Below are 14,018 nucleotides of genomic sequence, written 5' to 3'. Positions count from 1 at the left end.
TAATTTGACTTAAGAACCTTTTACCTTCGGGACATTAAAACCTAATCGCAATTTTTCCCCTAGGGGGGGAGGAGCATTGGGTGCGTTTCAATTAATAGCAAGATGGTCTCAATTAGCAATGGATAATAATATTTTTAGTTATTTTATTACCGAAGGAGAGCAAACTAATTACACCTTTGCTAATCCTAGATTAACCGTTCAAAGAGCTAATACCTGGGGAAAAGGGATCAATTGGTTTTTAAACCGAAATATAGTCATTATGACCGAGTATGATCAAACTAACTTTTTAGGAGGCTGCTCAACAGGAGGATTAAATGCACCTATCACACCTGGATGCTTAACCGCTAATACCTATGCAACTGCTTCGACGAGTAAAGTAATAAATCGCCCACATGAACGGGTCATTATGCAAAGAATTCAATTATCCTTCTAGAAAGTTAATGATCAATTAACTAGCAACAATAATCACTATTTGAAAAATGAATGGACTTAAATGTGCTACATTTAATAAATCAATAGTGATTTGCCTTATGTTACTCTTGTACCTGTTGGCGTCATAGGCTAACATGATTTGATAGTCGCTAAAGGATTGTTTTAATGAGCAATTTTCGTTACTTTATGTTTTTAGTTTTTTTATGTTGTTCCTTTTCGGTTCATTCAAATATAAGTGAAAAGCACAATAAAGCTTTTCGAAATTTTTGGCATCCTACTTATCTAGGAGAGCGGCTGGATTATTGTACGGTGGATGGAAAGGAATGTGGCAAGATGGTAGCAGATCATTATTGCCAAATGTTAGGTTACGATTATTCCAGCGATAATGAAATTGCTTACAATATAGGATTAACCCATTACCTCTCAACGAGCGCAACATGTAAAGGTTGGCGATGTAATGGTTTTATGACCATTGTTTGCGCTAATGGCTTATCTCATACCCCTCCAAAACCCTATCATTATCGAGAAAAGAGTTTTGCTGTCCCTCGTTTTAATGAATATCGAGTGGATTGGTGTTATGACCAAAAACAAGGTTGTGGTTCCCAAGCTGCTAATTCCTTTTGCAGCCGTATGGGTTTTATACGCGCCAAGTATTTTGTGAAAGAAAGTCAGGTAAGTGCTACAAAAACAATTGGTAGTCAGGAATTGTGTTTTGGGAATCAGTGCAATGCTTTCAAATTGATTGTGTGTTATCGATAGTAAATTGTTCAACTCTTTCTCTTTTTAGGAGAAGGAATGATAGGTGGGGTTATAAAACTTAAGGATAAGTTTATGAGTATTAATGACATAGTTTTTATCATTGATAATAATGAACGTCGCGGCAACACGCTGCGAACAATACTTGATTTTATCGGTGAATCTACTGAAGTCAGTAAGTACCGTGAGTGGCAAATTGCTGATTTTGAGCCTAATGTTATTCTGTTGGGTGCTAGCGAAGCAATCCAGGAGACTATAAATGAGCTGGATTCTTTGGTGAATAGATTTCCCAAGGCTCCAGTGATTCTTGTGGGTCAAAAATTGAATAATACTCAGTGCCTTTTACGTAATGTTGTTGCTTGCCAACCCTTCCCATTTACTTATGCTCAAATAATGGAGTCTTTGCATCAATGCCAGATTGCAAAAGAAGCAGTCAAATCGATTGTACTCAATAATCATAAAAATCCTTTACTGCGCAGCCTCGTAGGTAATAGTGTCAGTATTCGTAATGTTCGCAGATTAATAGAGCAAGTATCTGATACTGAAGCAAGTGTTCTAATTCTTGGAGAATCTGGAACTGGTAAAGAGGTTGTAGCACGTAATATCCATACTCTATCCTCACGAGCCACTAGGCCATTTATTCCTATTAACTGCGGTGCCATTCCCGGAGAATTGCTTGAAAGTGAATTATTCGGACATGAGAAAGGTGCGTTTACTGGTGCGATTACATCCCGTCAAGGACGATTTGAATTAGCAAATGGTGGTACTTTATTCCTTGATGAAATAGGTGATATGCCATTACCTATGCAAGTAAAACTATTGCGAGTATTACAGGAGCGTTGTTTTGAACGAGTAGGCTCCAATAAAAGTATTGATGTAAATGTAAGGATTATTGCTGCCACGCATAGAAATTTGGAAGAAGCAATTAAAGAAGGAAAATTTAGAGAGGATTTATTTTATAGGCTTAACGTCTTTCCTATAGAAATGCCTCCTTTAAGAGAGCGAGCTGAGGACATTCCATTATTATTTAATGAGTTGATCTCTCGTATTGAGAGCGAAAACAGACCTAGCGTACGCTTAATGCCCGATGCTATGGCTTCCTTAAGCCAGTATAGTTGGCCTGGTAATATTAGGGAGTTAGCTAATCTAGTAGAGCGTTTAACTATTTTATATCCAAAAGGAATTTTGAGTGAAGAGGATTTACCACAAAAGATACGAGGTGGCTATAAACCTTCGCAAACAGGATCTGATACATCAAGTTCTGAACGAGAAGCCTTATTTGACGTAATGAGTCAAGAGCAAATTTCGGGTACGGAGGGGATCGACTTAAAAGAACATCTAGTGAAAACTGAATTAGCTCTTATTAGCCAAGCCTTAAATGAGTCAGATTGGGTAGTTGCACATGCTGCGAGTTATTTGAATATGAGGCGAACTACTTTGGTAGAAAAAATGCGCAAATATGGATTGACGCGGCCCGAACGAGTTTGAAACGATGGTGACCTTAGAAATTTGGGTGTGATTATTAGTTGGATATTAAATAGGTATCTCCCGGGTTTCGCTGCGCTTCACCCAGGAAAGATTATGATCCGTAAGACTTCTTACGGTTTTGTGTCATCAGTTTTGGACTCTTTTGGAGTTACAATGGGTGGTTCAGGCTCAACTGGTGGTACAGGTTCAACCGATGGGGCAGATTTAACCGGTGGAACAGGATCAACTTGAGTAGGATCTGTAGGTACATGTTCTTCAACAGGTTTTTTAGATTTAGTTTCTTTAACCGGTTCTACATTTGCTTGCTCTGCTTTTGCTGCATCCTCTGCTTCTTGTGCTCTATTTTCTTTATAAGTTTGAACGATTTCACCAACACTTTTTTTAATATCTGTAAATAACTTGCTTGTCATTGAAGCTAATTCTTTGAGGTCAGGTAGTTTTGATTTAAAGTCACTCATAGCGCACTCCCTTATGTAATCTAAGTTAATTATATACCATTATCTCAAATTCAGCAGTTCATCCAGTATTTTGAATCTTAAAGGTTTTTAGTTCCTAATCCTGCTGCCGAATCTTGGGGTATGGTGTTCTTATTTCTGAGGTATCTTCCCTTTTTTCTTATTCCCGCTCAGGAAGGAATGCATTTTCATAAATGCAGTGAGGAATTAATTTAAAGATAGATTCCCGCCTTCGCGGGAATGACATGAAAAACCACGGGAGATCTAAACCCTGGGAATTAGCAAGAACATTAATATAGAAATGTCCCTGCGGTTCTTTTATCCCCAAGGGTGCATCAGTCGTGCTGCTGGTTTAAGTAATTTATTGGCTAGAGACGCTTTGGGAGGCACGGTTAATTTAAATGCCTTATAGTTCGCTATTTTTTCGATGATATAGTCATCACTAGTGCAGAGTTTATCGACGAGTTTCAGATCAAATGCATCTTTGGCTAGCCAATGTTCTCCTGTAGAAACTTGGTCGATATCAAGTTGCTCTCGATTTGCAGCCACGTAATTTCTGAATGCCGCATGAATTTTTTCGAGATCATCCTGAGCTTTTTTCTTTCCTTTTTCAGTATTTTCACCGAAGAGTGTTAAGGTACGTTTATATTCTCCAGCGGTTAACAATTCTACATCAATATCATGTTTTTTAAGCCATCGATGGAAATTAGGGATTTGGGCTACTACACCTATAGAGCCTATAATCGCAAAAGGTGCTGCAATAATTTTATTGGCTACACAGGACATTAAATACCCACCACTGGCAGCCATTTTATCAATACTTACAGTCAAAGGAATATTTCGATCGCGTATACGTTGGAGCTGTGAGGCAGCCAAACCGTAGCTATTGACTACACCGCCAGGGCTATCCAGTCGAACTAAAACTTCGTCCCCAGCTTTTGCAATGGAGAGAATTGCCGTTATTTCTTCTCTAAGTTGTTCTACCTGAGAGGCTCGCATGTCCCCATGAAAATCAAGAACAAAAAGAGTGGGTTGTTCTTCTTTATTTTTTTTCGGTTTGGGTGTTTTTTTGCCAAGCACTTCTTTGTTCATTATGTTTATGATATGCTCATGTTGCTTATTTAAGGATGTTATTTCAAGTTTAGGTTTGGGTTTGCGGCTCAGGGAAAAGAAACCTGCAAATATTATGAGAAAGGCAATCACTACAGTCACTGATTTTAAAAGAAACATACCGTATTGTGCTAAAAATTCCATCATTAACCTTAAAAATAAAAACGAAATTATGGCTCTCAATAAGAGAGTTCGCAAGAGTTAGTTCACTACAACATTAAAAATAGGAGAAGATAACATTATGCCATCCAATGCAAAATTAAGACAAAAGAAAATTGAACACTTGCAGGATGCTAGTTTAAAGCTAATCAAACTAATAGATACTGAGTTAAAAAATGAAAAAGCTCTCCCTATCGGGCTTTTTCGTGTAGGCGCGTTAACAGAGCCACAACGTAAGGCCAAAATTGCTGAAATAGAAGAAGGAAAAGCAGATTTCACCGGAATGTCTATTTCTGAATGTGCCCAACTACTCAAATCAAGTTTAGGTGCGTTACAAGGTCATGATGAGCCCTTGTTTAGTTCGGTCCAATTTAATACCTTAAACGAAGCTAAAAACCAAAAAGATAATTATCTAGAAGTAATCAAATATATATTGAAAGGAAAATCAGAGAGCAATCAGAAAATTGCTTATTGCTTGTTGACACTATTAAACAAAGTGAGCAAAAAAAAGGAAGTTACTCAGATGGGATCTGAGAATTTAGGCAGAATGTTTGGTCCTAACATTTTTCCATTGATTGATTTAAATGTTCCGAAAGCGGCTATCGAGCAAGCTGAAAAACAAAATACAATTTGCGCGGATTTAATTGACAACGTATCGCAGTTAACTAGACCTAATTTTAATTTGTTAAGTACACATTATGAGGCTCAAGTAAATAATCGATCAGAAAATAGATATCACTTCTTCGAGGCAAAAGGGGAGAAATTAGGTGGTATTTATACACAGTTTAAAGGTGATCATTTAAAAAGCCGAATTTTGTTGAATTTTAAAAAACAACTTGAAAAAACAACCTTAGATAATTTGGAGCAAACCATAGAGGGGTTAACTAAAACGAAAGAATATGAGGTTCTGGCTACAAGCCAAGGGTTTACAACTTGGATTTTAGGACGTGACACCTCTTCGGTAATTGCTTTCAGAGAGATGGTCGCTGAACGAAAAAGCGATCTGGAGTTTGAACAATCTTTGCAAATGAAATAAAACTTGTTTTGTTTTTTAGTTCGAGTAGTATTTCTTTATAAAGTTTAGCCCCCAGTGCAGCATTGCGGAACTCGGGAATTTAGGAGTCACCTAAATGTTCCGGTTCCGCTGTGCAGCATCCAGGCTACTTAAAACCAACCAATGAAGTGTATTATTTATCTATGCTCGATGTGATTAACCTTGATTTTGATTACCAGGAGCAGCCTCTTTTAAAGAAGGTAGCTTTTCATTTGCCATCAGGTGGGTTAATTCATCTACGAGGGAGAAATGGTGCTGGTAAGACGACCTTATTGAAATTAATCGCCGGTTTATATCATCCGCATTACGGTGAAATTCAATTTTTTGGTCAAAATATTGATCACGATCGAGCGGCTTATCAACGCCAAGTATGTTTTGTAGGTCACAAAACAGGGATTAATCCTAACTTGACGTTAAAAGAAAATTGTTTTTTTGATCTTCATTATCCTTCCACCTTTTTGCCTGGTATGAAGAAAGATAAATTTATCTCTTTAGAAGAGTTGGCTGCAATTTTTAAACTGGAACATCATCTTAATACCCCCTGTGGTTTATTATCTGCAGGACAGCGTAGACAAGCAGGATTGCTACGCTTGTGGTTTTCAAAGGTCAAATTGTGGCTACTCGATGAGCCTTTAGTGGCACTGGATGATAAGGCAATAGTTAGAATTATGGATAAAATAGCCGCGCATCGGAAGCAGGGTGGTTCCGTTATATTGACTTCGCACCAACAATTACCACTCAGCTCCTCTGATTATGAGGAGTATTCTTTATGATTTCAGCTTTTGCTTTATTTACTAACCAATGCAAGCGTGAGCTGCTTATTCAAGTACGACAAATTCGTTTTTTAGTCAATTCATGCTTATTTTTGTTAATTTTTCTGTTTATGTTTCCTCTCACCGTGAAACCAGAAGTGACCTTGCTTAGAACAATAGCTCCTGGTATGGTTTGGATGGCAATACTTTTGTCGTTACTGCTCTCAGCAGAGCGTTTATTTCAGCAAGACTATGAGCATGGTGTAATTGAACAATGGATTGTATCCGGTCAATCATTACCTTTATTGGTTAGTGCAAAAATAATTGCGCACTGGTTATTCAATTTACTCCCTTTACTTGTTTTATGCCCTTTAATTGCTTTATTGTTTTCATTGACCGCATGGGAAACAGAAGTTCTTGCGCTGACTATTATTTGTGGAACCCCCGCTTTGCTTTTTCTTTGTGCCTTGGCAGCTGCCTTTGGTGTTGGAGTCAATCAAAAAGGTCTTTTGATGGCTTTGATTTTATTACCATTAACCCTGCCCTTACTTATTTTTGGAAGCGGAACTTTAAATATTGCCATGCAAGGACTGCCCATTAGTGCCTATTTGGCCTTGTTATTAGCAATGTCTGTGGTGGCTACGGGTTTTTTACCCTATGCAATAGCCGGTGTTATGCGTATCAGTCACATTGAATAGGTCTGTTTCCCTTTCTACTAGCTTGCCCAAACTGTCCCGATTTTCTGCGTTCCGATGCTCACATACTTTATGTATGCTGCGCTTCGGTACTCGCAAATCGAGCCATTTTGGCTCAAGCTAGCGAAAGGGAAACAGACCTCTGTAGTTTGCCTAAACTGTCCCGATTTTCTGCGTTCCGATGCTCACATACTTTATGTATGCTGCGCTTCGGTAGTCGCAAATCGAGCCATTTTGACTCAAGCTAGCAAAAGGGAAACAGACCGTAAGTGTTTGCGAATAGGTGGATACGTGATAAAATCCGGTTTTTTTGATTTCAATTATTCCTATGTGGAAATTATTATACCAACTGGCTTCGCCTAAGTTATTTTATAGTTTTACTGGACGTCTCACTCCAATCTTAGCAGTGGGTGCTTTAGTAACGTTACTTGTTGGTATTATTTGGGGATTGGTATTTACACCGCCTGATTATCAACAAGGCGATGCATTTCGAATTATCTATGTCCATGTTCCCAGTGCATTTTTGTCCATGATGCTTTACGCCTGGATGGGATTTTTAGCGGTATTGCTTTTGGTGTGGCGTATTAAAATCGCCGGTCTTTTAATTAATATTGTGGCCCAAATTGGTCTTAGTATGGCTTTTCTGGCGCTGGTCACCGGAAGTATTTGGGGGAAACCCATGTGGGGCGCTTGGTGGGTTTGGGATGCTCGTTTAACGTCTGAATTGATCCTTTTATTGCTTTATGCTGCGATTTTAGCAACTCATTATGCTATTAAAAACAAAGAAGATGGTGACAAAATTATTGCCATCTTAACCTTAGTTGGAATTCTTGACTTACCAATTATTCATTATTCCGTTTATTGGTGGAATACCTTACACCAAGGATCTACTTTATCAGTTTTTGCTAAACCTAAAATTGATGGGAGCATGTTATATCCTTTATTGATAACCATAGCTGGATTTTTTTTATATTGTCTGTGGATTATTTTAGAGAAAGCACGTCAAGAATTGTTGATTAGGGAAAAAAGACAAGCTTGGGTCAAGGTTCAGTTTGAAGGGGAAGTTAAATGAATCAATTTTTAGAATGGTTGACAATGGGGGGGTATTCCATTTATGTCTGGCCTGCTTATGGTTTGGTTTGTGTTGTTTTAGTAATGAATTTATTAGGTATGAAATGGAAAGGAAAACAAACACGTCAAAAATTACAACAATGGTTTAAGCGATAAAAATGACTCCAGTACGCAGACGCAAGATAATGATTCTCGCATTTAGCTTGTCTATTTTATCCATTGCTGCGGCGTTGGTTCTATATGCTTTAAGGCAAAATATCAGCCTGTTTTATGCTCCAACCCAAGTTGTAGCAGGGGAAGCACCAAAACAACATACAATTCGAGTAGGGGGTATGGTAGAGAAAGGTTCCATCGTCCGTTCGAAAAATAGTTTGAATGTAACGTTTAAAATAACTGATTTTGATCAAACAATTACCGTAACTTATATGGGAATTCTTCCTGATTTGTTTCGAGAGGGGCAGGGAGTAGTTGCTGAAGGGCAGCTGCTTGATAATCAACATTTTCGTGCCTCACAAGTATTGGCGAAACATGATGCAAATTATATGCCGCCGGAAGTGAAAGCCGCTTTATCTAAAAAGGTACACTCATGATTGCAGAATTAGGGGTTTTTTCTTTAATTTTGGCTTTACTTTCTTCCATAATGCTTGCATTGGTTCCGCTTGCAGGGTTGCAATTAAAACGCAGTAATTGGATGGACGCTGCAGGCATTTATGTGGTTTCCCAGTTTTTCTTTATTGCCTTGTCTTATTTGTTCCTTACTCTTTGTTTTTTAAAGAATGATTTTTCAGTAATTTATGTGCTTAGTAATTCCAGTATTTCCTTACCTTGGTTTTACAAACTTTGCGCTGTTTGGGGTGGGCATGAGGGGTCTATGCTGTTATGGGTCGGCATTCTTAGTTTTTGGATGTTACTTGTAGCCTTTTGCAGTACAGGACTCGACAAGGCGATGCGGACTCGCGTTTTAGTAGTTCTTGGATGGCTTAGTATAGGTTTTATTTTGTTTTTACTAACTACCTCCAATCCTTTTTTACGTCAATTTCAAGTTTTAGATACTCAGGGCCGTGATTTAAACCCTCTGTTACAAGACCCCGGATTTTTATTTCATCCACCCATGTTGTATATGGGGTATGTTGGTTTTTCAGTTGCTTTTGCTTTTGCTATTGCAGCACTTTGGGCTGGAAAGGTAGAAACCAGTTGGTCCAAATGGACTAGGCCCTGGACTCTAGCTGCCTGGTGTTGTTTAACTGCAGGGATTACTTTAGGAAGTTGGTGGGCCTATCGTGAATTAGGCTGGGGAGGGTGGTGGTTTTGGGACCCAGTTGAGAATGCTTCGTTTATGCCTTGGCTAGTAGGAACTGCTTTATTGCATTCTTTGGCAGTTACGGAGCAACGTCAACAATTTAAAGCGTGGACTATGTTGTTGGCAATTGCAGCATTTTCTTTAAGTTTAATTGGTACTTTTCTGGTACGTTCCGGTGTTCTCACCTCAGTTCATGCCTTTGCTGTAGATCCACAGCGTGGATTATACATTTTAGGTTTTTTAATATTTGTTATTGGCGGATCTTTATTATTGTTTCTCTTTAGAGCACAAAATTTGCAGTCAGGCAGTAACCCAAGTCCTTTTTCGAGAGAAAGTGCGTTGTTATTAAATAACGTTTTTTTAGTGGTAATTATGCTTACTGTTTTAATGGGAACAGTATATCCGCTGCTTGTTGAAGGATTAGGACTGGGTAAATTATCTGTAGGCGCTCCTTATTTTAATGCGGTTTTTGTTCCATTGATGATTCCTCTTTTGTTATTGATGGGAATTGGTATTCATTTAAGATGGAATAGTGATCGTTGGCGAGATGTGTTAAAGAAACTTTGGAAAACTGCATTTCTCAGTGTTTTAATTCCTTTCGTTTTATTGCTTACTACTTCTAGAGAATTTGACATTGCTGCCTTTATGGGTTTATGTCTGGCTTCCTGGGTAATTTTAAGCACGATTCAAGCGGCTTACAAACGGATTTACGAGCGTGGCTTATTTCAGGTAGGGCAAGCTTATTGGGGAATGATTCTGGCGCATTTAGGTGTGGCTACTACGGTAATTGGTATAGCAGTGTCCACAGCTTATGGCGTGCAAGATGATGTGCAAATGGAGCCAGGGAAAAAGGTTAGCCTGCAAGGTTATTCTATCGAGTTTGTGCAGCAAGAGTCATTATCAGGCCCTAACTATAAAGGAACCAAAGCGCAATTTAAAATAAATTATCAAGGTAGGACGAAGATGATTTATCCTGAGAAAAGGCTGTACACAATAGGGCAAATGCCTATGACTGAATCGGCAATTGATGTAACACCTTTTAGAGATATTTACATTGCCCTCGGTGAACCATTAACGAGTGATTCATGGTCGGTAAGACTCTATTATAAACCTTTAATCCGCTGGATTTGGGCAGGTGGATTCATGATTTTAGCGGGTGGCTTTTTTGCATTGACTGACAGACGATATTATCAAAAAAGACAGTCGATTGTGGGTGCTGTACAGGAGTTAAAAGCATGAAAAAAATAGGATGGAAGGTTATTCCAATTGCTCTTTTTTTGCTGCTATGTGTTTTCCTTTGGCGCGGTTTATCTCTAAACCCACACGAGCTACCTTCAGTTCAGCTGGGTAAGGCATTGCCTGAGTTTAGTTTACCCCAATTGCAGGATCCGAATTCCTTTTTTAATTCAAATCAATTACGCGATCAGGTACTTTTGTTAAATGTTTGGGCCAGTTGGTGCGCGGCTTGTATTGATGAGCAGGTGTTTATGTTGCAACTGGCGCGTGAAGGAATACCCATTTATGGGTTAAATTATAAAGACAAAGCAAATGATGCACTCCGATGGTTAGAGCAATGGGGAAATCCCTATAAGCTCATTATCCAGGACCAAGATGGAAAGGTTGCGATTGATTTGGGAGTTTATGGGGCACCGGAGACTTTTGTGGTGGATAAGAAAGGAGTCATTCGCTATCGACATGCAGGAGTTTTGACTCAAGAAGTCTGGTTAAAAGAGGTTTTACCTTTGATAAAACAATTGGATCAGACATCATGAGAATAGACAAAATTTTGTTTGGATTGTTACTTTTTTTATGCTCATCTATTTGGGCAAACAGCACTTATCCTTTGGATTCAGCTCAAAAGGAAGCTCAGTTTAACCATCTACTCAAAGATTTGCGGTGCCTTGTTTGTCAAAATCAAGACTTGGCTGACTCCAATGCTGAATTAGCCAAAGACCTGCGTGCTCAAGTTTATCAAATGGTTAAACAAGGTAAGAGTGATAGTGAAATTAGTGATTACCTAACTGCTCGTTATGGTGATTTTATCCTATTCAAACCACCTGTTAAGTCGGTAACTTTTTTACTGTGGTTTGGACCTTTTTTATTTTTATTATTTGGGTTTGTTATTTTTTGGCGAACTTGTTTTAGAACCCGAGAGAAGAAGCATACTTCACTTGAACTAGGTTAGTGAGTCATGGGATTGGGCTCTCGCGAACCCAGGTACTGTTTAAAATTAGTGAGTTTCTTATGAATGAATGGTGGTTATTGGGATTATTAGCAGGTCTAGCAGGACTGGCCTGTATGATTATAATTTATCCATTCAGGCGTCATTTTATAACGGGTTTGTTGTTGGTTCCGGTTATATTTTTGGTGGCATTTACTGGATATTATTATTGGGGTGGATTTGGTGGATGGCAAAAATACATTCAACATCGGAACTCTCAGGAACAAGCTAAAAAAATGCTGGAATCAGTTAAAAGCCCGCAAGAGTTAATCGATAAATTACGCGCAAAATTGGATGATACTCCCAAGAGTGCTAAAGGATGGTATCTATTGGGACGTTTGTATAATAGCCAAGATAAACGGCAAAACGCTGTGGAGGCTTTTTCGAAAGCATATCAATTTTATCCAGATGATGAACAATATGCCGTCAATTATGCACATAGCTTGTGGGTTCTGAATAACCAACAATTTACCGAACAAATTACCGAAATATTTAGTCGATTATTAAAAAATAATCCAAATCAGCCAGATGCACTAGCCATGCTTGCGATGGATGCTTTTGTGAGTCATGCTTATGAGGATGCAATTAATTATTGGCAACGTTTATTAAAACTGGCGCCAGAACAATCAGAAGAAGCGAATGCAATTCGGAAAGCAATTGCTAAAGCTGAAGAGCATATTAGATTACGAGAAACGCCAAAATAAATTAAAAACTTAAACCTGTCTTTTTGAAAAAACTTCATTAGAGTCATTCGTAAGTATGTCGGTAACGAAAGCACGTCCTTCCGAAAAGTACATACATTAATATCTGTTCTTTAAGATATGAAACCCCTCCTATTTGTAATGCAATTAATTTTAAATCTGCTAGTCTATAAGTAGGCATCAGAATTTTAAGGAGAAAATGATGTATAAGAGGGTATTATTTGCTACTGACTTTGACGAAGTTGGTGTTATAGCAGCGCATAAAGCAAAAAAAATTGCCGATGAAAATGGCGCTGATTTGATATTAGTTCATGTCGTAGAACCCATTCCTGCATATGCATATCCAGGTTTTGCCGGATTTGCTGAGGTTGAATTATCCATTCGTGAACAAGCCGAAAAAGAACTTAATGAATTGGGTGAAAAGCTCGGGGTAGATGCAAAACACCGATTTATTGAATTTGGTTCCACCAAAAATGAAATTTTAAGAGTTGCGCAGGAGCGACATATCGATTTGATTGTTACCGGAAGTCATGGAAAACATGGGCTTTCATTATTATTAGGGTCAACAGCAAACTCAATTTTGCATGGAGCTCAATGTGATGTATTGATTGTCCGCTCTATTCATCCAGAAAAATCATAAGAATAGTACCAGAGCAGCAAAGCGAATCCAGAGAATAATTTCCATTAGGAACCTAGGTTACGCTTTGTTTGCCCCAAATTTACAGGGAATTCTAATACTTTCTTTTCAATCTTTTAATTTCTCAACTGGACAGAAAACAAGTATACTACTTGCATTCGAGTTACACGATTGAATTATTATGAAATTGTTGCGCGGGATTCAACATTTTTCTGCTTTTGATAAAGGTGTGGTAGCTACTATTGGTAACTTTGATGGCGTGCATTTAGGTCATCAAAATCTTATTAGGACTTTAAGAAATAAAGCAAATGACTTAAAGTTACCTTTAGTTCTTATTCTATTTGAACCACAGCCTAGAGAATATTTCCAACAGGAAAAAGCGCCTGCACGACTCTCCAGTTTAAGAGAAAAATTAGAGGTTTTAGGCTCATGTCAGATTGACTATGTATACTGTTTAAAATTTAATAGTGTATTGGCGGAAACATCTGCGACTGATTTTGCACGCACCTATTTGTTTTCTACACTCCATGTAAAATATTTGCTCATAGGTGAGGATTTTCGTTTTGGTAAAAATAGAGAAGGTGATGTGCGCTTATTGAAAGAGCTCAGTTCTCAGTATGCCTGCGATGTGAATATTTATTCAAATTTTTGTATTAATGAAAACCGAATCAGCTCCACTCGAATTAGAACAGCATTACAGCATGGTGAGTTGAATACAGCTACCAAATACCTGGGTAGACCTTATAGTATTTGTGGGCGTGTATTACATGGAGATGGACGAGGGCGTCAGTGGGGAATCCCTACTGCCAATCTGGCTCTGAACCGATACTCGTTACCTTTACAGGGGGTATTTGCAGTTCAGGTTCGAATTGTTAACCAAATAGTATATGGTGTTGCTAATGTGGGACGCCGTCCTACAGTAGATGGCAGTAAGAATATTTTGGAAGTGCATTTATTCGATTTTGATCAGTCTATCTATGGTGAATTATTGCAAGTGTTTTTCTTGCACAAATTGCGTGATGAGGTTAAATTCACTTCGGTGGATGCTTTAATTGCGCAGATATATGATGATATTGCGGTGGCGAAAGAATTCCTCAAGAATTGTAATGAACTACTCCTATATCAAAGCTAAGTTTAGATTTAGTGCAGGTTAAATAAAAAATATTTTGGCCCAATGATGATGTGCG

17 protein-coding genes are annotated in these 14,018 nt (G+C 38.3%); 15 read left to right on the top strand and 2 right to left on the bottom strand.

Going from position 1 to position 14,018, the window contains the following annotated elements:
• The first annotated feature begins 76 nt into the window (after positions 1-76).
• The 3 genes from ACWTE2_RS02995 to ACWTE2_RS02985 all read left to right on the top strand — a co-directional run bounded on the left by ACWTE2_RS02995 (position 77) and on the right by ACWTE2_RS02985 (position 2,676).
• Positions 77-433 carry a hypothetical protein gene (locus ACWTE2_RS02995; protein ID WP_454784090.1) on the top strand — a complete coding sequence of 119 codons (357 nt, stop codon included), beginning with the start codon at positions 77-79 and terminating at the stop codon, positions 431-433.
• 164 nt (positions 434-597) lie between these two features.
• Positions 598-1,191, top strand: a complete 594-nt coding sequence (locus ACWTE2_RS02990) for a hypothetical protein (protein ID WP_454784089.1) — start codon at positions 598-600, stop codon at positions 1,189-1,191.
• Between the two features lie 72 nt (positions 1,192-1,263).
• Complete coding sequence (locus ACWTE2_RS02985; protein WP_454784088.1) at positions 1,264-2,676, top strand: sigma-54 dependent transcriptional regulator; 1,413 nt, start codon at positions 1,264-1,266, stop codon at positions 2,674-2,676.
• Positions 2,677-2,786: 110 nt separating this feature from the next.
• On the opposite strand, the gene ACWTE2_RS02980 is transcribed toward ACWTE2_RS02985, so the two are convergent.
• Positions 2,787-3,134 carry a hypothetical protein gene (locus ACWTE2_RS02980; protein WP_454784087.1) on the bottom strand — a complete coding sequence of 116 codons (348 nt, stop codon included), beginning with the start codon at positions 3,132-3,134 and terminating at the stop codon, positions 2,787-2,789.
• A gap of 315 nt (positions 3,135-3,449) precedes the next feature.
• Positions 3,450-4,385 (bottom strand): protease SohB, encoded by a 936-nt coding sequence (gene sohB, locus ACWTE2_RS02975; RefSeq protein ID WP_182393678.1) that lies wholly within the window; start codon positions 4,383-4,385, stop codon positions 3,450-3,452.
• A 97-nt stretch (positions 4,386-4,482) separates the two neighbouring features.
• Here sohB and ACWTE2_RS02970 point away from each other — a divergent pair, with 97 nt between their 5' ends.
• The 12 genes from ACWTE2_RS02970 to ribF all read left to right on the top strand — a co-directional run bounded on the left by ACWTE2_RS02970 (position 4,483) and on the right by ribF (position 13,963).
• Complete coding sequence (locus ACWTE2_RS02970; RefSeq protein ID WP_454784086.1) at positions 4,483-5,436, top strand: RhoGAP domain-containing protein; 954 nt, start codon at positions 4,483-4,485, stop codon at positions 5,434-5,436.
• A gap of 161 nt (positions 5,437-5,597) precedes the next feature.
• Positions 5,598-6,227 (top strand): heme ABC exporter ATP-binding protein CcmA, encoded by a 630-nt coding sequence (gene ccmA, locus ACWTE2_RS02965; protein WP_454784435.1) that lies wholly within the window; start codon positions 5,598-5,600, stop codon positions 6,225-6,227.
• Complete coding sequence (gene ccmB / locus ACWTE2_RS02960) at positions 6,224-6,904, top strand: heme exporter protein CcmB (protein ID WP_454784085.1); 681 nt, start codon at positions 6,224-6,226, stop codon at positions 6,902-6,904. The genes ccmA and ccmB overlap by 4 nt, the downstream gene beginning before the upstream one ends.
• 325 nt (positions 6,905-7,229) lie before the next feature.
• Positions 7,230-7,973, top strand: coding sequence for a heme ABC transporter permease CcmC (ccmC, locus tag ACWTE2_RS02955; RefSeq protein WP_454784084.1), 744 nt, complete (start codon positions 7,230-7,232; stop codon positions 7,971-7,973).
• Positions 7,970-8,128, top strand: coding sequence for a heme exporter protein CcmD (gene ccmD, locus ACWTE2_RS02950; protein ID WP_454784083.1), 159 nt, complete (start codon positions 7,970-7,972; stop codon positions 8,126-8,128). Before ccmC ends, ccmD begins: the two co-directional genes overlap by 4 nt.
• A gap of 2 nt (positions 8,129-8,130) precedes the next feature.
• A complete protein-coding gene (ccmE, locus tag ACWTE2_RS02945) occupies positions 8,131-8,562 on the top strand; it encodes a cytochrome c maturation protein CcmE (RefSeq protein ID WP_454784082.1) in 432 nt (143 codons plus the stop codon).
• The gene (locus tag ACWTE2_RS02940; RefSeq protein ID WP_454784081.1) at positions 8,559-10,511 is read left to right on the top strand and encodes a heme lyase CcmF/NrfE family subunit; all 1,953 of its coding nucleotides are present in this window, start codon (positions 8,559-8,561) and stop codon (positions 10,509-10,511) included. The genes ccmE and ACWTE2_RS02940 overlap by 4 nt, the downstream gene beginning before the upstream one ends.
• Positions 10,508-11,044: a DsbE family thiol:disulfide interchange protein gene (locus ACWTE2_RS02935; protein WP_454784080.1), complete on the top strand. Its 537-nt coding sequence runs from the start codon at positions 10,508-10,510 to the stop codon at positions 11,042-11,044. Before ACWTE2_RS02940 ends, ACWTE2_RS02935 begins: the two co-directional genes overlap by 4 nt.
• Complete coding sequence (locus ACWTE2_RS02930) at positions 11,041-11,457, top strand: cytochrome c-type biogenesis protein (protein WP_454784079.1); 417 nt, start codon at positions 11,041-11,043, stop codon at positions 11,455-11,457. Before ACWTE2_RS02935 ends, ACWTE2_RS02930 begins: the two co-directional genes overlap by 4 nt.
• A gap of 59 nt (positions 11,458-11,516) precedes the next feature.
• A complete protein-coding gene (locus ACWTE2_RS02925) occupies positions 11,517-12,197 on the top strand; it encodes a tetratricopeptide repeat protein (protein ID WP_454784078.1) in 681 nt (226 codons plus the stop codon).
• 199 nt (positions 12,198-12,396) lie between these two features.
• Positions 12,397-12,834 (top strand): universal stress protein, encoded by a 438-nt coding sequence (locus ACWTE2_RS02920; protein ID WP_454784434.1) that lies wholly within the window; start codon positions 12,397-12,399, stop codon positions 12,832-12,834.
• A 178-nt stretch (positions 12,835-13,012) separates the two neighbouring features.
• Entirely contained in the window at positions 13,013-13,963 is a 951-nt protein-coding gene (gene ribF, locus ACWTE2_RS02915; protein WP_454784077.1) for a bifunctional riboflavin kinase/FAD synthetase, read from the top strand.
• Positions 13,964-14,018 lie beyond the last annotated feature (55 nt).

It is taken from the genome of Legionella nigrisilvae (genome assembly GCF_977063395.2).
Note: the sequence above shows the minus strand (reverse complement) of the source record. Positions and strands in the feature narration are given on the sequence as shown.